This window comes from Alistipes communis (assembly GCF_006542665.1).
GTDB lineage: Bacteria > Bacteroidota > Bacteroidia > Bacteroidales > Rikenellaceae > Alistipes > Alistipes communis.
In genome coordinates this window covers 2,129,457-2,148,208 of the sequence record NZ_AP019735.1, presented here as the reverse complement: position 1 = coordinate 2,148,208, position 18,752 = coordinate 2,129,457, and the positions used below count along the sequence as shown (strand labels likewise).

At 57.9% G+C, this 18,752-nt stretch carries 16 protein-coding genes; 5 read left to right on the top strand and 11 right to left on the bottom strand.

The window, feature by feature from the left end:
- Window positions 1-83: 83 nt before the first annotated feature.
- From FMF02_RS08805 to aspS, 6 genes are all read right to left on the bottom strand, one after another.
- A complete protein-coding gene (locus tag FMF02_RS08805) occupies window positions 84-593 on the bottom strand; it encodes a metallophosphoesterase family protein (protein WP_141412878.1) in 510 nt (169 codons plus the stop codon).
- Window positions 590-1,003: a hypothetical protein gene (locus FMF02_RS08800; protein WP_141412877.1), complete on the bottom strand. Its 414-nt coding sequence runs from the start codon at window positions 1,001-1,003 to the stop codon at window positions 590-592. The genes FMF02_RS08805 and FMF02_RS08800 overlap by 4 nt, the downstream gene beginning before the upstream one ends.
- A 5-nt stretch (window positions 1,004-1,008) precedes the next feature.
- Window positions 1,009-2,277, bottom strand: coding sequence for a replication-associated recombination protein A (locus FMF02_RS08795; RefSeq protein WP_019130136.1), 1,269 nt, complete (start codon window positions 2,275-2,277; stop codon window positions 1,009-1,011).
- 637 nt (window positions 2,278-2,914) lie between these two features.
- Complete coding sequence (locus FMF02_RS08790; RefSeq protein ID WP_019130137.1) at window positions 2,915-3,190, bottom strand: putative quinol monooxygenase; 276 nt, start codon at window positions 3,188-3,190, stop codon at window positions 2,915-2,917.
- 39 nt (window positions 3,191-3,229) lie between these two features.
- Window positions 3,230-3,631, bottom strand: a complete 402-nt coding sequence (locus FMF02_RS08785; RefSeq protein ID WP_141412876.1) for a hypothetical protein — start codon at window positions 3,629-3,631, stop codon at window positions 3,230-3,232.
- Window positions 3,632-3,659: 28 nt separating this feature from the next.
- Window positions 3,660-5,414 carry an aspartate--tRNA ligase gene (aspS, locus tag FMF02_RS08780; protein WP_141412875.1) on the bottom strand — a complete coding sequence of 585 codons (1,755 nt, stop codon included), beginning with the start codon at window positions 5,412-5,414 and terminating at the stop codon, window positions 3,660-3,662.
- A 345-nt stretch (window positions 5,415-5,759) separates the two neighbouring features.
- Here aspS and FMF02_RS08775 point away from each other — a divergent pair, with 345 nt between their 5' ends.
- The 4 genes from FMF02_RS08775 to FMF02_RS08760 all read left to right on the top strand — a co-directional run bounded on the left by FMF02_RS08775 (window position 5,760) and on the right by FMF02_RS08760 (window position 10,127).
- Window positions 5,760-6,227 (top strand): nucleoside deaminase, encoded by a 468-nt coding sequence (locus FMF02_RS08775; protein ID WP_141412874.1) that lies wholly within the window; start codon window positions 5,760-5,762, stop codon window positions 6,225-6,227.
- 160 nt (window positions 6,228-6,387) lie between these two features.
- Complete coding sequence (locus FMF02_RS08770; RefSeq protein WP_026074842.1) at window positions 6,388-7,335, top strand: tetratricopeptide repeat protein; 948 nt, start codon at window positions 6,388-6,390, stop codon at window positions 7,333-7,335.
- Between the two features lie 417 nt (window positions 7,336-7,752).
- Window positions 7,753-7,944 carry a hypothetical protein gene (locus FMF02_RS08765; RefSeq protein WP_141412873.1) on the top strand — a complete coding sequence of 64 codons (192 nt, stop codon included), beginning with the start codon at window positions 7,753-7,755 and terminating at the stop codon, window positions 7,942-7,944.
- A 20-nt stretch (window positions 7,945-7,964) separates the two neighbouring features.
- A complete protein-coding gene (locus tag FMF02_RS08760; RefSeq protein ID WP_141412872.1) occupies window positions 7,965-10,127 on the top strand; it encodes a fimbrillin family protein in 2,163 nt (720 codons plus the stop codon).
- A 398-nt stretch (window positions 10,128-10,525) separates the two neighbouring features.
- On the opposite strand, the gene FMF02_RS08755 is transcribed toward FMF02_RS08760, so the two are convergent.
- Window positions 10,526-12,208 (bottom strand): AMP-binding protein, encoded by a 1,683-nt coding sequence (locus FMF02_RS08755; RefSeq protein WP_141412871.1) that lies wholly within the window; start codon window positions 12,206-12,208, stop codon window positions 10,526-10,528.
- 98 nt (window positions 12,209-12,306) lie between these two features.
- Here FMF02_RS08755 and queG point away from each other — a divergent pair, with 98 nt between their 5' ends.
- A complete protein-coding gene (queG, locus tag FMF02_RS08750; RefSeq protein ID WP_141413616.1) occupies window positions 12,307-13,230 on the top strand; it encodes a tRNA epoxyqueuosine(34) reductase QueG in 924 nt (307 codons plus the stop codon).
- Window positions 13,231-13,313: 83 nt separating this feature from the next.
- On the opposite strand, the gene FMF02_RS08745 is transcribed toward queG, so the two are convergent.
- From FMF02_RS08745 to FMF02_RS08730, 4 genes are all read right to left on the bottom strand, one after another.
- Entirely contained in the window at window positions 13,314-16,001 is a 2,688-nt protein-coding gene (locus FMF02_RS08745; RefSeq protein ID WP_141412870.1) for a fibronectin type III domain-containing protein, read from the bottom strand.
- A gap of 272 nt (window positions 16,002-16,273) precedes the next feature.
- Window positions 16,274-17,032 carry a UPF0280 family protein gene (locus tag FMF02_RS08740; protein ID WP_141412869.1) on the bottom strand — a complete coding sequence of 253 codons (759 nt, stop codon included), beginning with the start codon at window positions 17,030-17,032 and terminating at the stop codon, window positions 16,274-16,276.
- A 3-nt stretch (window positions 17,033-17,035) separates the two neighbouring features.
- Window positions 17,036-17,449 (bottom strand): NIL domain-containing protein, encoded by a 414-nt coding sequence (locus FMF02_RS08735; protein WP_141412868.1) that lies wholly within the window; start codon window positions 17,447-17,449, stop codon window positions 17,036-17,038.
- Window positions 17,450-17,469: 20 nt separating this feature from the next.
- A complete protein-coding gene (locus FMF02_RS08730; protein ID WP_141412867.1) occupies window positions 17,470-18,615 on the bottom strand; it encodes a homocysteine biosynthesis protein in 1,146 nt (381 codons plus the stop codon).
- Window positions 18,616-18,752 lie beyond the last annotated feature (137 nt).

Here is an 18,752-nt window from a genome sequence, read left to right as displayed (position 1 = left end):
CATCCTTTTTACACTCCCGCCGCAATTGTGCGGCGGGAATTTTTTCGCGACGAAGCGAGCATCCGCAGACCGAAATCCGGAATTCAGGGATGCGCTCCCGTGCTCCGGGGCCACTCGCCGATCTCCATGTCGCGCACCTCGGCGCCGTCGACGACGAAACGCAGCGCCGTGCGGACTTTGTGGATGCCGTAATTTCCCGCTCCGCCGGGGTTGAGGTGGAGCAGTCGGTAGACCGGATCGTAGATGATCCGCAGGATGTGGGAGTGTCCCGCCACGAAGAGCGTGGGGCGTGCCGACCGGATGCGCGGGAGGATGCGCGGGTCGTAGCGGCGCGGATAGCCTCCGATGTGGGTCATGAGCACCGTCGCCTCTTCGCACCGGAAGAAGTCGACCAGCGGCCAGACGCGCCGCATCGTGCCTCCGTCGGTATTGCCGCAGACGGCCCGCAGAGGTTTGAAGGCGGCGATGCGGTCGGCCAGTTCCAGCGAGCCGATGTCGCCGGCGTGCCAGATCTCGTCGACGTCCGTGAGAAAGCCGCGCAGCGTGTCGTCGAAGGTGCCGTGCGTGTCCGAGATGAGTCCGATGTGTTTCATGTGCGGGAAGTTTGGAATGCCCGGCGTCCGCCTGCGAGGCAGAGCGCCCCGATCGCGCCCGCGACGACTGCTGCCGCGAGGTCGGCCGACCGGAAGTCGCAGGCGAGACTCATGGCGGCGAATCCGGCGAGGCCCCGCAGGGCGAACACGGCGCCGATCGCGTAGACGGCGGGGCGCAGCAGCGGCAGCGGGCGGATCGCGCCGGCGGCCGAAAGGGCGTAAAGACCGCATACGGTCAGTCCGCAGGCGACGCCGAGGGTGATCAGATAGGGGATCGGCGGCCACAAGGCTGCCAGCCGGTCCATGAACGGTTCGATCCGGTAGAGCCGGAATGCGGCGTCGAGGCGGAAGAGGCAGAGCACGTGTCCGGCGGCCAGCAGGAAATTCAGAACGGCAGCTGTTTTCAACATGGGATTCAGTATTTTCCTTTCCACAGTTGGCGGATGCGCTCGGCGATCTTCGCCTCGGCGGGGTTCTGCGCGTTCGGTTCGTAGAAACGGCGGCCGACGAGGGTTTCGGGCATGAATTCCAGATCGGCGAAGCCGCCGTAGTCGTGGGCGTACTTGTATCCCTTGCCGTAGCCCGCCTGATCCATCAACTTGGTCGGTGCGTTGCGCAGATGGAGCGGCACGGGACGGTTCGTCGTGTCGTGTTCGACGAAGGAGAGCGCCTTGTTGATAGCCATGTAGGCCGAGTTGCTCTTGGGCGACGTGGCCAGATAGATCGTCGCTTCGGCCAGCGGAATGCGGGCCTCGGGCATACCGATCTTGTGCACCGTATCGAAGCAGGCGTTGGCCAGCAGCAGGGCGTTGGGATTGGCCAGTCCGATGTCCTCCGAGGCGAGAATCACCAGCCGGCGGGCGATGAAGCGGGGCTCCTCGCCGCCGGCGAGCATCCGTGCCAGGTAGTAGATCGCGGCGTTGGGATCGCTGCCCCGCACCGATTTGATGAAGGCCGAGATGACGTCGTAGTGCTGTTCGCCGTTCTTGTCGTAGAGGGCGATGTTCTGTTGCAGGCAGTCGGTGACCAGCCGGTCGGTGATCGTCAGCCGGCCCTCGTTGGCCGCCAGCAGAATGTCCAGAATATTGAGCAGCTTGCGCGCATCGCCACCCGAGAAGCGGAACAGCGCCTCCGTTTCGCGCACGTCGATCCCCCGCTCGCGCAGTTCGGGGTCGGTGGCGATCGCACGGTCGAGCAGCCGTTGCAGCTGGGCGTCCTCCATCGGTCGCAGGATGTAGACCTGGCAGCGGCTCAACAGCGGCGAAATCACCTCGAACGAAGGGTTTTCGGTCGTGGCGCCCACGAGCGTCACGACACCCTGCTCGACGGCCCCCAGCAGCGAATCCTGCTGCGACTTGTTGAAACGGTGGATTTCGTCGATGAACAGGATCGGCGGCGGCGTGTTGAAGAAGTGCTGCTTGCGGGCCGATTCGATCACTTCGCGCACATCCTTGACCCCCGACGTAACGGCCGACAGCGTGAAGAAGGGGCGTTTGAGCTCCGTGGCCACGATCTTAGCCAGCGTGGTCTTCCCCACCCCCGGAGGCCCCCAGAGGATGAACGACGGGACGTTGCCCGTCTCCAGAAACTTGCGGAAAACGCCGTTGCCGCCCACCAGATGCTCCTGCCCGATGTAGTCGTCGAGCGTGCGGGGACGGAGGCGTTCGGCCAAAGGAATCGACATAAGCTAACGGTTGAGCAGTCAAATGTACGTTTTTTTCACGGAACGGCAAAGCGAATGCCCGAAACTTGCGGCCGACATCTTGCGCAAAATAGAAAATCACTTTGCGCGAAGCGCACGACGAATCCGCATCGTGAAAAATCGGGAAAAAGGAACGGCGACGGTTCCGCCGTTAAGAAACGCGGGCGCGAGCTTGTCCGCGCAGCGTTTTGGGCGAAACCGGAGACAGCTCCCCGATTTTTCACCATGTCGGATGCTTTTGGCGCCACCTTTTGGCACCAAAAGGCGGTAGAACACGCTACAAGCGAATTCCCGCTTCGGGAATTTCCCCGATTTCCGATCGTGCATATATTCTTCGTACTTTTGGCTTGCCCCGAAAGTAGCAAAAGGTCAGGCTCGGCGAAAACGCGCGGGTGACGGTAGTGTCGTTCGATCCGCGATTTTCGCCGTGCAAAATTGCAGGTCTGCAAGAACAAGGAGCATGAAAGGGACTTTTAAACAGACTATTGTCCAGTGCATGGGCAACGGCGAACTATCTACGGCACTCAGTGCCGTAGATAGTCGAAATCGAAAAAGCCTCCGTTGTCGGAGGCTTTTTCGTGGCGGTTGGCCGCAGGCCGGTTGTTCGGATGCCGTGCGGTCAGAAGACGAACTTTTCGAGTTTCAGTTCGCCCAGTTCGTTGAGCCGCGGAACGAGGGTCGTGAAATGCGAGGTCGTCTCATGGGCGGCGAGCGCCTTGGCGTCGCTCCATGTCTCGCAGATCATCAGTACGTCGGGGCGCGTGGCGCTCTCGAACAGATCGTAGGCGACGCAGCCCGCGTCTTTGAGCGAAGCCGCTACCAGTTCCTTGGCCGTGGCGACCGTCTCTTCACGGTTGGTCGCCGTCGTGCGGATAAATACATTGAGTCGTATCATAGTCGTTATGTTTTTGAGTTCTGCACTAATAGTTTGTGATTAAAAATTTATCGTGTAGCTTGCAGAAGATTGCCCCGATGCTTTAATTGCAAACGGGCCATTGTTTTTACTAACCGATATTTTGGTAGCATTAGATGCTGGAGCACCACGATACTGTGTTAATGTTATACGTGCAACAAAGTTTTTATTAACAGGCCCACAAATTACCTCAAAGGAGCGAGCAGCAGAGAAACTTTCTGAACGAGATCCATTTTCCGTATTATAACTTACACCATCAATATAAAAATAAGTGGACCCCGATATTTGATATTTTACATAAAAATAATCATTGTTATTATCATTGTTAGTTGCGGTTTTTTCAGTCTCAGTTTCAGTTTCTTTTTCACACGAAAAGAAAGTCATTGACAGAATTGCAATTATTAAAAATAGATACCCTTTCATAACAGTAAAGTTTATGTTATAGTGAGTATTACTTTGCAGTGGTGTGCAGGTCGAGGTACAACTCGTCGAGCTGCACAGGGTCGATGGCCGACGGTGCATCGAGCATCACGTCGCGGCCGGCATTGTTCTTCGGGAAAGCGATGTAGTCGCGGATCGACTCCGAGCCGCCGAACAGCGAGCACAGACGGTCGAACCCGAAGGCCAGGCCGCCGTGAGGAGGCGCGCCGTACTTGAAGGCGTTCATCAGGAAACCGAACTGCTCCTGCGCCTTCTCGGGCGTGAAGCCCAGGCACGAGAAGATCGCGGCCTGCAACTTGGGATCGTGGATACGGATCGAGCCGCCGCCGATCTCGGTACCGTTGCAGACGAAGTCGTAGGCGTTGGCGCGCACGCGGCCCGGGTCGCTTTCGAGGTAGGGCACGTCCTCGGGTTTGGGCGAGGTGAAGGGGTGATGCATCGCGTAGAAGCGCTGCGTCTCGTCGTCCCACTCGAACATCGGGAAATCCACGACCCACAGCGGAGCGAACCGCTTGGGATCGCGCAGACCGAGCTGCTGGGCCACTTCCAGACGCAGGGCGCACAATTGCGTGAGCGTCCGTAACTTGGGTCCCGACATAAGGAAGACCATATCGCCCGCCGCCGCGCCGCACGCCTCGGCCACGGCACGCACCTCGTCGGGCGTGTAGAACTTGTCGACCGACGACTTGACGGCATCGGCCTCGACGCGGATCCAGATCAGCCCCTTGGCACCCACCTGCGGCCGCTTGACGAACTCGGTCAGCGCGTCGATCTGCTTGCGGGTGTAACCCGCGCATCCCGCAGCGGCGAAGCCGCAGACGTACTCCGCATCGTCGAACACGCCGAACCCGTGCCCCTTGACGCGGCCGGTCACGTCGTGGAACTCCATGCCGAAGCGCAGGTCGGGTTTGTCCGATCCGTACTTCTCCATCGCCTCGATCCACGGCATCCGGCGGAACGGCTCGGCGAAGTCGATGCCCAGCACCTCGCGGAACATATGCTTCGCCCAGCGCTCGAACACTTCCAGCACGTCCTCCTGCTCGACGAACGACATTTCGCAGTCGATCTGCGTGAATTCGGGCTGACGGTCGGCGCGCAGATCCTCGTCGCGGAAGCAGCGCACGATCTGGAAATATTTGTCGTAACCGGCCACCATGAGCAGCTGTTTAAGCGTCTGCGGCGACTGCGGCAGCGCATAGAACTGGTTGGGGTTCATGCGGCTCGGCACCACGAAGTCGCGCGCCCCCTCGGGCGTGGACTTGATCAGGTAGGGGGTTTCGATTTCGAGGAATCCCTCCCCGTCGAGGAACGTGCGCACGGCGTGCGCCATCCGGTGCCGCAGGATCAGCGCCCGCTGCAACGGCGGCCGGCGCAGGTCGAGGTAGCGGTATTTCATGCGCAGGTCGTCGCCGCCGTCCGACTCCTCCTCGATCGTGAAGGGAGGAACGTCCGAGCGGTTGAGGATCACGAGCGCATCGGCCGCGATCTCGATCTCGCCCGTGGGCAGCTTGGGATTCTTCGACTCGCGTTCGATGACGCGGCCCGTCACTTGCAGGACGAATTCGCGGCCCAGTTCGGCGGCCGTCCGGCGGGTCTCTTCGGACGAGTGCTCCTCGACGACGATCTGCGTCAGGCCGTAGCGGTCGCGCAGGTCGATGAAGGTCATGGCGCCCAGGTTGCGCACCTTCTGCACCCAGCCGGCGAGCGTCACCGTCTGGCCGACGTTCGCGGCACGCAGCGCACCGCATGTATGGGTTCTGTACATAATAATTTGTATTTATTGCTCGGTTTGGCTATCTTTGTACTTGCAGTTGCAAGATACAAAAGTACGAAATTTATACGAAAAACGGCAGTGCAGGCAAAATTTTATAGGTAACCATATCCCATTTTACACCGCCGCTCCTCCAAAGCCCGACTACCGAAGCGGACCTCGTCCGAAGTCCCCGCCAAGGCGGGGGGGGGAAAATCTGCAAACGCGGCTCTGCCACGAACGCTCCGACAGTCGGCCGGGTGCAGCGGCCCGGAATCCGGCAGGGTGTAAAGTCGTATATAGCTACCATTTTACAGCATCGGGCCGCGGCCGCACGGCCCTGCCGCGAACGAGAGGACTATGAACGGATCGATCAACGACAGCGCAGCACAGCAGCAGCGCGATGAAAAATTCATGCGCATGGCAATAAACGAGGCACGACAGGCGTTGAAAAGAGAGGAGGTGCCGATCGGCGCCGTCGTCGTGGCGGGCGACCGCGTCGTGGGACGGGGGCACAATCTCGTCGAAACGTTGCAGGACGCCACGGCCCATGCCGAGATGCAGGCGCTGACGGCGGCCTCGTCGACGCTCGGCGGCAAGTACCTGCGCGACTGCACGCTCTACGTCACCGTCGAGCCGTGCGTGATGTGCGCCGGCGCGATCGCATGGAGCCAGGCGGCGCGCGTGGTGTGGGGCGCCGACGATCCCAAGCGGGGCTACACGACCGTCGAGGGGTTGCGGCTGCATCCGCAGACGGTCGTCGTGCGCGGCGTATTGGCTGCCGAATGCGAAGCGCTGATGAAGGAATTTTTCAAAGAGTTGCGCTGAGGGGTTGCGGAGAACGAAAAAAAATTATAATTTTGTCTTCCGTGTACCGTTCCGATTCGGCCCCATCCCTCTGCACACGGTGAGTTTCGGGCCGTTGCGACAGGGACCGGATTCGTTGCGAATTACTTAAAACTTTATAAAATTAGAATTGCAAAAGAAGATGAAAAAGCTGTTTTTATCCGTCGCCGCTCTCTTCGCGGTGTGCATCGTATCGGCGCAGGAAGGTGTCGTCGCATCGTATAACAAAGGTGCCGAGATGTTGCAGTCGAAAAACTATCCCGAAGCTGCCAAGCTGTTCCAGAAGGTGATCGACGAAGGCATGGCTTCGGAAGATGCCACCGAACTGAACTGCGTCGAGACGGCGAAGAAGTATCTGCCGACCTGCTATCAGGGGATGGGAACCCGTGCGGCCGCGCAGGGCAATTACGACGAGGCGATCGCCAATCTGTCGAAAGCGGCCGAGGTCGCCGAACTCTACGGCAATGTGGCTGCGCTGAAAAAAGCCAATACGATTCTGGCGAAAGTTTATCAGGCTCAGGGAGGTACGGCGTTCAACAACAAAGATTACGCCGCTGCTGCCGAGATTTTCGCCAAGGGCTATGCCGCCGATCCGAAGAATACGCAGATGGCCTTGTGGCTGGGAACCTGCTACTGCGAGTTGAAGGATTACGACAAGGGAATGGAGATCCTGGAGAAGGTCGCCGGGATGCAGGGCCCGAAGTTCGAGGCCGATGCCGCCGAGGCGAATCGCCTGCTGACGCTCTATACCAACAACCGTGTGGCCGAATTGCAGACCGCCAACGATCAGGACGGCATCATCGCCATGGCCGACAAGATGCTGGAACAGAACCCTGCCAACGCATTGGCGCAGAAGATACGTTTGCAGGCTTACCTTACGAAGAAGGATTACGCCAAGGTAATCGAGCTGGGCGAGGCCGCCGCCGCTGCGCAGCCCGACGAGACCGAGAAGAGCGACGTCTATTTCATCCTCGGTGCGGCATACAACGCCAAGGAGATGAAGCCGCAGGCGATCGAAGCCCTCAAAAAGGTGACCGCCGGCGACAACGTGGCCGCCGCACAGAAATCGGTTGCCGAGTTGAGCAAATAATCGCCGAATACGATACGGGAAGCCGGAAACCTTCGCGGGTTTCCGGCTTTCTTTTTGTCTTGCAGCGTCCGGAGAGGGGGGGGGCGATTTTCCTGCAAAACATTGTCTGTCATATTTTTTCGGGAAAAGTCGTGCCGAAAGCGTCCGCCGGACACCTCCGATCCGTTTCCGCATCCGGTGCGACAACGGAAAACCGCCGAGCGCTGCGTGCAACGACGGTTTTCGTCGGCAATCGGCACGGCAGCTCCGCTGCTCGCCGTCGGCGGGCGACAAAAAGGCCAGAGGAGATATTGCGGATAAGCAGGTCCCGGAAAATAAAAGAATGAAAGAAAAATATCGGCTATCCCTTGCATGTTAATGAAAAAACGTTAATTTTGTAACAGATTCGTAAAATGTTTCCTATAAACACATAGCATCATGGAAAATTCTACTAATTTGAAGGGGGGGGGCGTTCGCGCATACGCCGCGCCCGATCTCGAACAGACCGTCATCGCGGTTGAATCGGGGTTCGCCGGTTCGACGACGAACGAGGCTTTCTACGACAGTCAGGACGGAGTCACGAAGGAAGACTACGAGTGGGGCGGAACGCTCGACGGAGAGTTCGAATAACGGCCAAACAACGGGAGATCATGAGAAAGATGCAAAAAACTCTGATGCTCGTTGCAGCAGCTGCAATGGCATTGGCCGGATGTTCGAAGGAGGACGTATCCGATAACGCACTGCCCGGATCGGGAACCAAGGCCACACGCGGTTTCACGGCCGAGATCGCTTCGTCACGTACGACGCTCAACGGCGACGCGACACGCATGAAATGGACGGCGGGCGACCAGTTGGGCTTCTATACCGACGTCGAGACCGATCTGAACGTGGCGTCGAGCACCTACGCCGAAGGCGCGACCAACTTCACCGCCGAGATCGACACCAAGGCGACGAAGGTGTATGCGTACTATCCCTATTTCAAGTCGCAAATGGACAAGGATACTCCCCGCACGCATGAAAACGTTTCTCTCTATATCGAGGATGCGCAGACACAGACCGAAGCCGGCGTGCTGAACGGCAATATGGTCGGTATGTACGCCAGCGCGACGCTTGCCGAGGGACAGAATACGGTGCTGACCTTCACGCCGATCGCATCGCTGATCGCGTTCAATATCTACGATGCCGAGAATAACGGCGACGCGGTGAAGAGTATCACCTTTACGCCGGCAGGCGGAGAAAAGCTCAACGGCCAGCACATCTATAATCTGGAAACGGGCGAGACAACAAGTACGGGCACCAAGGAGTCTGCTACCGTAACATTGACGACGCCTTATACCGTTCCCGCAACCAAACCCGCCGACAAGGCCGGTTACATCTATCTGGCCGTCACGCCGAAGAGCTACGCCGGAGGTACGTTTACCGTTGTGACCGATAAGGGGTTATACACGTTCGAAACGACAAAGAGTTTTGATTTGTCGAATGTCTATGCTCCACAGGTTATTCAGATGAATCTTGCGAAAGTTCGGCAGCCGGCACCAACGGTCAATCATATTTTTTACGATGATTTCAGTACTGCGACTGGAACGAATGATTATTTCTCGATGAAGGTATCGCCGGCCGATTATGCTTATTATTACACGGATACATATACTCGTGAAGGAAGTGTTTATGCATTCAACGGGGCGATTCGCATGGGGGTAAGTAAAACTACTGGAACGGTGACAACTCCGGCATTGAAATTGATCGAAGGAACCAAAAATCTGAAAGTGACTTTCTATGCCAACGGTTGGAAGGCGGATCAAGCGCTGAACGTAACGGCTTCGACGGGCACGGTCGTAGGCGGAAGCGATCTCGTCATGCCTCAGGCAACCGATACCGGCAGCGGAGTAATGGACAAGAGCGAAGCAGCTCTCTTTACGGTCTACGTCGAAAATGCGGATGCCACGACTGCGCTTACATTCGCTTTGGCATCTACGACAGTCGATAAGCGTTTTATTCTCGACGATCTGACTGTCGACGTGCATGACGGACCGATCGCGCTGACTCCGGTGATTCTTGCAGACGACATAACGGGTGTGGCGGCTGCGGGCGTCACGGATGCCACCTTCACATATGAAGTACGCAACGACAATAATTATACGGCATCTGTCGAATGCGACGGAACGGTCGTGACGGCAGCTTCGGTGGAAAATGCGACGAAAACGATAACTTATTCCGTAAGCGAGAACACCGATACGGCAAACGATCGAAGCGGATGGATTACCATTACGTTGAACGACCCAGAATCGATTTCATTGAAAGTTATTGTCTCACAAAATAAAAAGATTGTCGCCGGAACAGGGAAATATGTACCTGTTGAAGCGAATCAGGAAGATTGGAGTGGAAAGTATATTATCGGTTACAAAGCTTCAAGCGGTGTTCGCATACTCACGGGAGCTAATTCCGGAAATTATGCAAACATGTCAGATGCAGGTGATTTTAACCAGTATATGGATGGAGATAATATTGTTTCTAATGTCGATACGGATATATATGCTTGTACGTTTGAGAAAACCGTAAACGGTTATTCAATTCATTGTGCAGATGGATATATTGGATATACATCTACTGCAACTTCAAAAAATAACAATCTGTGGTTTAGCCCAAACATTGTTGAAAAACAGTATGAATGGACGATTTCATATTCTAAATGTGTTGAGATTCAGAATGTTTATAATACAAAACGTATTATTTGGGCGAATGCTTCTGCAAATCGATTTGCAGGATATACATCGAAACAACAGGAGGTAATCCTTTATAAATATATGGAATAATGAATAATCCATAAATGCAAAGAACCGATTGAAAATTCAATCGGTTCTTTGCATTTAGCCCTATTATACGGACGAATAGTCCATATTTTTATCCCAACCGCCTTATCTTCGGGAACTGAGGAGGGGCTGCAAACGGGAAAGATTGGTTATAAAAAACAACTTGTTTCTTCGCAAATACTTCGACCATGTTTTGGGTCGATATTTCGCCATCGCTTTAAGACATATATAGTTATTCGCTCACGCAGCAGACTGCTACTCGCCCGCCTGCACGGTCCCTCCGCCGTCGGCGAACAACTGTAAAAAATCGTATCAAGGAGGGCCGAATTTTGCGAATCGGCATCAAAAAGGGATCGCTGCAAGCGATCCTTTTTTGATTAAACGAGGTGCGGAGGCTTCGCCTATTTCGCCTCGGTATTATGCGGTTTGGAGTCTTCCTCCTTCACCGGATCCTTCCCGTGCCGCTTGTTGTAGAGGAAACGCTTGATCTTCTTGGTGGGAGTCATTTCGAACTCCTCCTTCTCCTCGACGACCTCCGAGAGACGCGAGAAGCGGTTGACCTGCGAGTTCACGTAGTCGAGCACCTCTTTTTTGAGCTCATCGATGCGTTTCTCCCATGCGTCCTTCTTCATCTCCCAGTCGTATTTCAGCTCCTCGTAGCGCGCTTCCAGCTCGTCGCGGTTGAAATGCACGAGCGCGATGAGCCGCCCCTCCTTCTCGGTGACCAGCGAATCGGCCACGAAAACGTGGGAGTTGAGGACGCTCTCGATCTCTTCGGGGTAGATGTTCTCGCCGCTGGGGCCCACGATCATGTTTTTGAGCCGCCCCTTGATGTAAAGCCAACCGTCGGGCGAGAGCCAGCCCAGGTCGCCGGTGCGGAACCAGCCGTCGGGTGTGAAGACTTTGGCCGTCTCCTCGGGATTCTTGTAGTAGCCCAGCATGACGCTCGGCGTGAGCGCCACAATCTCGCCCTGCTGCGTATCGGGATTGACGTTTTCCAGCCGCAGCTGCACGCCCGGCGCCGCAGGGCCCGTCGAACCGAGCCGCACCTGCGAGGGAGCCGCGCCGGCCAGCAGCGGGGCGGTTTCCGTCAGGCCGTAGCCGATCGCATAGGGTATCTTGGCTTCGAGCATGAACTGCTCGGCCTGCGTGTCGAGTTTGGCGCCTCCGATGCCGAGGAAGCGCAACCGCCCGCCGAAGACCTTCATCAGCTTCTTGCCGGCGATCCGGTGCAGGTAGCGGCGCATGAAGCCGATGCCGACGAGCGTGCGCCAGAAGGCGTTGGAGTTGAATTTGGCCTGAACCTGATAGCGGTAGATCTTCTCGATGATGAGCGGCACGATGAGCATGACCGTAGGCCGCACGGCTTTCAACGCCGGCATCAGCGCCGACGCGGTAGGCTGGCGGTCGAGGTAGACCACGCGCGCGCCCTTCGAAAAGGCGTAGATCAGTCCGATCGAACATTCGTAGGTATGGGACAGCGGCAGCACCGAGAGAAAGACGTCGGTCTCGTCGATCGGGAAGATGCCGAAATCCATATCGATCTGCGCGCAGATCGCCTTGTGGGTGAGCATTACGCCCTTGGGGCTCGACGTCGTTCCCGACGTATAGATGATCGCCGCCAGGTCGTCGGGCGAAGGAACCGCCGTAGATCCCGTTGCCGTGACATGCTGGGCGATGATCCCCAGATTCTTGGTCCGGATGACGATATTGAGCGAATCGATCGTCTGCTTCGAAAGTTTGGAAAAGAGTTTGTCCGAGACCAGCAGGGCTTTCGCCTCGGAATGGGCGATGATCATATCCAGTTCGGGGCCGGAGAAGTCGGGAAGGATCGGTACCGCGACCATGCCGGCCGAGGTGACGGCCAGGTAGCAGATTCCCCAGTTGGGCATACTGCTGCTGAGCAGCGCCACCTTGTCGCCGGCCTTGACGCCGGCTCCGACGAGCGCTTCCTGCACCGCGGCGGCTCGCCGGCCGACTTCGGCGTAGGTGACGCTTTCGCCGTTGAACATATCGAAGGCCGTGCGTGAAGCGAACTTCTCCACACCATGCCGCAATAGTTCGTAAAGCGTGTTAATCTTCATAAAGTCAGATTCTTCTTCTGTAAATCCGAATTGCGAAATTCAAGGCAAATGTACGGATTTTTACCTAAAAAATACTACATTTGAACCAAATTATCACCATGCTCGACCGCAGTTTCATCCGACAATCCGCCGCTGCCGCAGGCTTCGACCTGTGCGGTGTAGCGCCGTGCCGCCATCTGGTGCGGAACGAGCAGTTTTTCCGTCGCTGGCTCGGCGACGGGCGTCACGCCTCGCTCGGTTACCTCGAACGGAATCTCGACAAACGGTTCGACGTGCGACGGCTGGTCGAAGGGGCGCAGACGATAGTCGTCTGCGCCGTCGGTTACAAGAACGGCCTGAGCGACGGTTATCCCGACGACTTCCGCGCGAAGATCGCCTCGTATGCCCTGACCGCCGACTACCATGCCACGATCAAGGGGATGCTGGGCGACCTCTTCGGGCGTCTTCGTGCCGCGGAGCCTGCCCTCGCCGGCCGGGCGTTCGTCGATTCGGCTCCGCTCGTGGAAAAGCAGCTGGCCGTCGAAGCGGGGCTGGGCTGGATCGGCCGGCAGTCGCTGCTCGTCACGCCCCGGTTCGGATCGTTCGTCCTGCTGGGCGAGCTGGTGCTCGACGCGGCCTGCGATCGTTACGACGAGCCGCTCGCCGGCGCGGGGTGCGGCTCCTGCCGCCGCTGCGTCGAAGCCTGCCCGACGGGTGCCGTTTGCAACGACCGCGCGATCGATGCGCGCCGCTGCATCTCCTGTCATACGATCGAACGGACGCCGGCCGCGGAAATTGCCCTCGACGGGTGGATTTTCGGCTGCGACGCCTGCCAGAGCCGCTGCCCCTACAACCTCCGTGCGCCGCTGCATCTTCATCCGGCGTTCGATCCGCTGTTAGATCCCTTGTCGTTCCCGCCCGAACGGTGGCTCGCGATGGAGGAGGCGGAATTCCGCACGTCGTTCGGCCGCACGCCGCTCATGCGCAGCGGCCTCCGGCGCCTCCAAGCCAACGCGGCGCAAAACCTGCGCCGAAAGGGATGATCGCAATTACCTCTGTGGAATGTCCAAATAAAAAGCGTTGTCTCGTATATTGAGACAACGCTTTTTATTTAAACCACATCGAATTATCGGTCGGACCGATAATAAACGGTCATCATCGATTCGGAAGTCGTCCCAAGTCCGAGCATTCCTGTCGATCGGCCATTGATCTGACGGATATTCGTCGGTTTGGCCACATGCCGAGGAGCACCGATCGCAGCAGCCGTCGAAAGGCTGGCAAAGGTATTAATCGTCGCCTGAACGCGTGCGATATCAGCGGCTTTACGACTAATCTGCATCCGATTGCGGGCATTCGATGCCGAAAGATCACCCTTGACGAGAACATAGGGCGCCAGCGCATGTTTCGTCTCCAACGGCCGGGTTTGGGCTTCGCCTTTCGGATTATCCTTATCGATACCCATGAAATTCATAGACAGAATCTGAACCACACCGATGCCTCCTGTAAATTCATATTGCCCACCTTGAATAACTACAGCCCCCTCCTTTTCACGTGCACCGATGAAGGCTTTATCCATATCGGTATTCGTGTAATAGTAATAAGTTTCTCCGGAGAGGAATCTCGGACAGAGCGTCCAATCGATATTGCCTTCGGTCTTGACCACCTGCGCCAACGGAATATTGAGCCAGCCGCCGATACCTTCCGTCTCCTTCGGATCGTAGTTCATTATGAACGGATTGGCATTGGCGAATTCCGTATCCGCATTCCAGCCGTACACCTTGTAGCTCTGACCTTCCACATCCTTCTCGATTCGGACATTGAATTGCAACGGAGTCTCCGTAAACTGATATCCTTTTTCGCCGACGATTGCCGAACCATACGAAACCAGCGTCCATGCACCCAGATAATCTTCATATGTCGAACCGACAAGTTCGATACCGCCCGCATTGTTGTTCTCCGACTGGCCGAGGATGGTGCAAGCGCCATATTCACCCGAGGGAGATGCAGGAACCTGTGCGATGACCCAGTTGACGGCTCCGTTTTTACCTTCGGCATCCGCAGCGACGGTCGAGAAAAGCCACACTTCTCCGGCATTGGTTTTCAATCCTACATATTTCTTCTCCATATCGAGCGCAATACCGTCTTCAAGCGTCATGCTGCGGAGTTCGCTTTCGGATCTGATTCCAATCTCTTCCAGCGAGGTAGGCGGGGCAGGGAATTTGTCCATGTCAAGTGTCCACGCTCCAACGGTAACAGCTGTCGCAGTCTTGTTGGGTTCGCAGTCAAAGAAAATAGCGAGCCCGGCATCCTGCATTTCCCACGAAACCGCTGTTATATCCGACCAAGCATCCGTCTCGATGGGTTCGTCTCCACCCGTCTCATCATTCTTATCGGACATACCGAGGATCTCGGGCTCTGTGGAAGCCGATGCCTGTGCTTTTACAATGAACCAGTTGGCTTCGCCTGCATTGCCTTGCTCATCAATACCTATGGTACCGAAGAGCCATACTTGCCCGTATTCGGTTGGGGCGGAGACTTGATAGGACCCTTGGCTCGGAGTAACGTCGATACCCTCTTTCATGATCCTTTCTCGAAGAGAAGCCTCGGTCATACCAATCTCCTCCAAAGAGGTCGCAGGTCCCGTGAGCGTAAATCCGCCGGCTTTGACCTTAACGGTTTTATCATTCGGATAGAGCTCGGCTCCGATTCCTGGTTGACCGCTGATCGTTCCGTATACGCACGCCATGTTAACCCACGCCTCGGACATTCCTGGTTCGTCGCCGCCATTCTTGATCTCGGCACGGAAGAACTGCGTGAGGAATTCCGATGCAGCGACATTGTATCCGAAGGCCACGGCGACATAGTTCTTGTTCTCCTCGACGGCGACGTCCGTCTCGAACTTGCCGTTGCGAACGATATCGGTCATCTCCGCTCCGTACTTGTTCTGCAACAGAACGACGATTTCGTATTCGCTCTTGCCCGCGATATCGGCAGCAGCAACGACGTCAGCGAAATAGCGTCCGTCGGCAACCGACGGCTCGAAGGTCACGTGCACATTGTTATCGGCCACCTCACCGACGGTGATGGCGATCGTCATGCGGTCGTCGGCCGGCGTGGTGAACGCTGCTTCGAGACGTGCGACGGCGGACGTGGACTTGCCGGCGTCGAGGTCGTAACCGAAGGCGACGACCGTGTACTCCGTGTCGGCCTTCAAACCGTGGACGGTCTTCTTGACCGTGCCGGAGGAGAGCTCGGAGATGTTCTCTTTCAGGGCGGCGACGATCTCACGGTCGCTCTTGCCCTCGATCAGGCTGTTTTCGACGACCTGCCAGTAGTAGAGGTTCTCGGCCGAAGGTACGATCTCCACGTCGACGCTCTCGTAAGTCGGGTTCGTCGCGGCGATCTTCTCGAACGTCAGCTCCGCGGCCTCTTCGGCCAGCGTCGTGGCGAAGATCTTGGAGTACTCCGAATCCGTCAGACCGCTGCCTGCGGCGGCGACGGCCTTGACGCGCAGGATATACTTGGTTTTCGGATCGAGGTCGCCGAATGCGAGGGCCGTAGCCGAAGTCGAGTTCTCGGGCTGCACGACGAGTTCGTCGCCCGTCTCGTTCTCCTGGGAGAGGCGATATTTGTAACTTTCGGCATTGGGTACGGCATCCCACGCCACCTTGAAGCTGGAGGACGTCGTCGTGGTCACCGCGACCGAAGGTTTGGCGAGCACCGTGCCGCCCTGCTCTTCTACATCGTCGCTGTCGCTACAACCCGTGAAGGCGAATAACAGCGAGAGACATAAAAAAAGTCCGAATTTTCTCATAGTAAAACGTATTTGATTGTAATGATTCTCGTCCGGTCGTGCCTTTCCCGCACCGTGTCGTTAGGGAAAGTACCGACAAATATAGGTATTTTTTCAGAAACTCTGTAATCTTTGGAAAAGTATATCCTCCGTCCGGCCTCTTTTTTCGCTGCGGAACTGTAACGGTTTACATCCGGATAGATCGCAAAGTATCATCTTTTCGGGCATAATTCGCAACGGATGGAAAGCGGGAAGGGGGAGTTTGGCGCGAAATCGTCAGGCGGAACGATTTTTTAAAAATCCCGGGCTTCTCCGAACAGCCGCAGCTCGAACGTGCCGCCGACGGCCAGCCGTTCGCCCTTGACGGCCATCGCCCCCAAAATCTCCGGCACGCGGCAGGCCCGCTCGACGACGGAGCCCGTATCCTCCTCGGTGCGGACGCGGTTGGCCCACGCCGTGGCATAGCTGTCGGCGAGCAGCACGTCGCGGCAGACGATCATCACGGCATCGGCACGACCGAAGCTGAGCGACGGCCCGACGGTTCCCGACGAGGTGCAGATACCCAGCGGGAAGGCTCCGCCGGGGATGTGGAGTCCGACCCGTTCCGAGAGGGGGGACTCTCCGGCGAAGAGCGCCACGTCGAGCGGCCGGTGCACGTCGGCGTAGATGTCGCCGCCGTTTTCGACGACCACCTCGCCGACGCCGAATTCGCGGCGCAGCATCCGTCCCGTCTCGCGGGCGAAGGCTCCGGCTACGGCGCTCATCGGCCCGATGCCTGCCGTAGCGGCCGCCACGGCCATTTCATGCAGCAGAGGCGGAGCGTCGGGTCGCGGCAGACAGGGAACGAGGGCGCGCAGGTAGGCGGGGTCGCGGTCGAGGTAACGGTCGAGCCGCCCGCGCAGTTCGTGCAGAAAGTGTTCCGTGCGGGCGGCCATGACGGCCGCATCGCCGCGGTCGACGGCGACCCACAGGTCGCTTTCGCGGTAGGAGACGGTGAACACGACCGCATCCCGCCCCATGCGGCTCCGGTAGCTCCGCTCGACGTACTCCACGGCTCAGGCTTCGGTGAATTCGATATGGAAGAGGCCCAGAGGGCAGCTTTTGAGGCAGAGTTTGCAGGCGATGCAGCGTTCGGGATCGAAATGCAGCCGCCAGTCGGGCGCACCGATCGTAAGCGCCTGCGGGAAGCAGGCCAGCGCACAGTTGCCGCAGTCGATGCAGCGGTCGCGGTCGTAGGCGATCTTGCTCGCCACGGGGCTTACGGTGACGCCGTTGCGTTCGAGATAGGCGACGCCTTCGCGCACCATGGGCTCCTCGCCCGTCAGTTCGACGAGCAGCGAGCCCGAACGTCCCGCCTCGATTTCGGCGCGCAGGATGTTGATGCGCAGGTCGTAACGCTTCACCAGATCGTAGGTAACCGCCTTGTCGGTGGCGTCCGACGGGAAATAGAGAATTACTTTGGTCGTCATGTGCTTTTCCTTGTTAGCGGTTATTCGTCGTCGGCTTTCAGCCCCTTGACCGTCGAATGGGCGGGCATGGGTTGTACGGGTTCCGTGAGGAGAAATTCGCCGCGGGCGATCCAGCCTTTGAGCATTTCGGCGATCTCGCGCGCCTTGCGCAGGCTCGCCACGGGAGCCGTGCGCACGCGCTGCCCCCGCACCTCGATCGAACCGCTGCGCAGTTCGGCGTAGTTGGTCTGCCCGATCGGGCGCTCCTCCTCGCCGAAATCGAGGATATTGGTGGTGATCTGTTCGTTGCGGATCGAAACGTCGTGCGCCAGCTCCTCGTCCAGCAGCGGGATCGGGATGCCCACACCCACGAAGAGGCTCACGCCGTATTTCTCGTAGTAGGCGGCGCGCAGGTAGTCGGTCGACATCTCGCGCAGGTTGCCGATTGCGGCCACGGTGCGCGCGCCGCCGATCGGAATGCCGTGCTCGTTGACGGGTTTGGAGGTGTTGAACTGCGTGCCCTGCCAGCTCACGTAGCCGCGTGCGCCGCAGAGGAAGATGCGCGTGCCCATGCCGATCGTACGGCACGTGGGATCGTTGAGCAGGGGCGACAGCTCGCCTGCGGTGCTGTACGAAACATTGCGCAGTTTGGGCAGCAGCGTTCCCATATAGGTATGGAGCATCCGCTCCGAAGAGTTGGTCGCGGCGTTGTAGTTCTGGTAGCAGTTGCGCGGGTTGTAGAGGATCGCCTCGTTGATGTCGTCGAGCGTGACGTGCGAGCGGATATGGCGCCGCGGATAGTCGTCGGTTCCCTTGCCCCAGGCTTCCAGCGTGACGCTGCGGCCGGCCACCAGCTCCTCGATGACGTGGGCGCCGCCGTAGGCGGGGCGCGCCGGATCGCAGTCGGTGGCGCCTACGAAGGTGTCGACGGCCGCCAGGCCGCCGCTTACGGGGACGCCGTTGAGCTCGATGCGCTCCATGCGGATCGGCGGCGTAGCGTGGCCGAAGTTGAGGAAGGCGCCCGACGAGCACATCGCGCCGAACGTACCGGTCGTGACGACGTCCACGCGCCGGACGATCTCGGCGGGCGAAAGGGTGCGCGCCAGTTGGGACACCTCTTCGGCGGTCAGGACGACGGCTTTGCCCTGACGGATCTTTTCGTTGATCTCTTCGTAACTCTTCTTCATGGGGAAATTCTTGTTCGGAGCGCAAAATACGCAGAAATCGCGACATTTCAAAATCCGCGGCGGGCGGCGGCAGCTCCCGACAAAGCAAAAGAGACGACCTTATAAAGAAGGCCGTCTCTTTCGTTGCGGGAGTCGTA

What these genes read in the sequence shown, in the direction of transcription:
- FMF02_RS08795 (WP_019130136.1), bottom strand. Translation starts at nt 2,277, where the DNA reads ATGTCGATTCCTTTGGCCGAACGCCTCCGTCCCCGCACGCTCGACGAC.
- FMF02_RS08735 (WP_141412868.1), bottom strand. Translation starts at nt 17,449, where the DNA reads ATGACGACCAAAGTAATTCTCTATTTCCCGTCGGACGCCACCGACAAG.
- FMF02_RS08775 (WP_141412874.1), top strand. Translation starts at nt 5,760, where the DNA reads ATGAACGGATCGATCAACGACAGCGCAGCACAGCAGCAGCGCGATGAA.
- FMF02_RS08730 (WP_141412867.1), bottom strand. Translation starts at nt 18,615, where the DNA reads ATGAAGAAGAGTTACGAAGAGATCAACGAAAAGATCCGTCAGGGCAAA.
- FMF02_RS08755 (WP_141412871.1), bottom strand. Translation starts at nt 12,208, where the DNA reads ATGAAGATTAACACGCTTTACGAACTATTGCGGCATGGTGTGGAGAAG.
- FMF02_RS08800 (WP_141412877.1), bottom strand. Translation starts at nt 1,003, where the DNA reads ATGTTGAAAACAGCTGCCGTTCTGAATTTCCTGCTGGCCGCCGGACAC.
- FMF02_RS08745 (WP_141412870.1), bottom strand. Translation starts at nt 16,001, where the DNA reads ATGAGAAAATTCGGACTTTTTTTATGTCTCTCGCTGTTATTCGCCTTC.
- FMF02_RS08765 (WP_141412873.1), top strand. Translation starts at nt 7,753, where the DNA reads ATGGAAAATTCTACTAATTTGAAGGGGGGGGGCGTTCGCGCATACGCC.
- FMF02_RS08790 (WP_019130137.1), bottom strand. Translation starts at nt 3,190, where the DNA reads ATGATACGACTCAATGTATTTATCCGCACGACGGCGACCAACCGTGAA.
- FMF02_RS08770 (WP_026074842.1), top strand. Translation starts at nt 6,388, where the DNA reads ATGAAAAAGCTGTTTTTATCCGTCGCCGCTCTCTTCGCGGTGTGCATC.
- FMF02_RS08760 (WP_141412872.1), top strand. Translation starts at nt 7,965, where the DNA reads ATGAGAAAGATGCAAAAAACTCTGATGCTCGTTGCAGCAGCTGCAATG.
- aspS (WP_141412875.1), bottom strand. Translation starts at nt 5,414, where the DNA reads ATGTACAGAACCCATACATGCGGTGCGCTGCGTGCCGCGAACGTCGGC.
- queG (WP_141413616.1), top strand. Translation starts at nt 12,307, where the DNA reads ATGCTCGACCGCAGTTTCATCCGACAATCCGCCGCTGCCGCAGGCTTC.
- FMF02_RS08785 (WP_141412876.1), bottom strand. Translation starts at nt 3,631, where the DNA reads ATGAAAGGGTATCTATTTTTAATAATTGCAATTCTGTCAATGACTTTC.
- FMF02_RS08805 (WP_141412878.1), bottom strand. Translation starts at nt 593, where the DNA reads ATGAAACACATCGGACTCATCTCGGACACGCACGGCACCTTCGACGAC.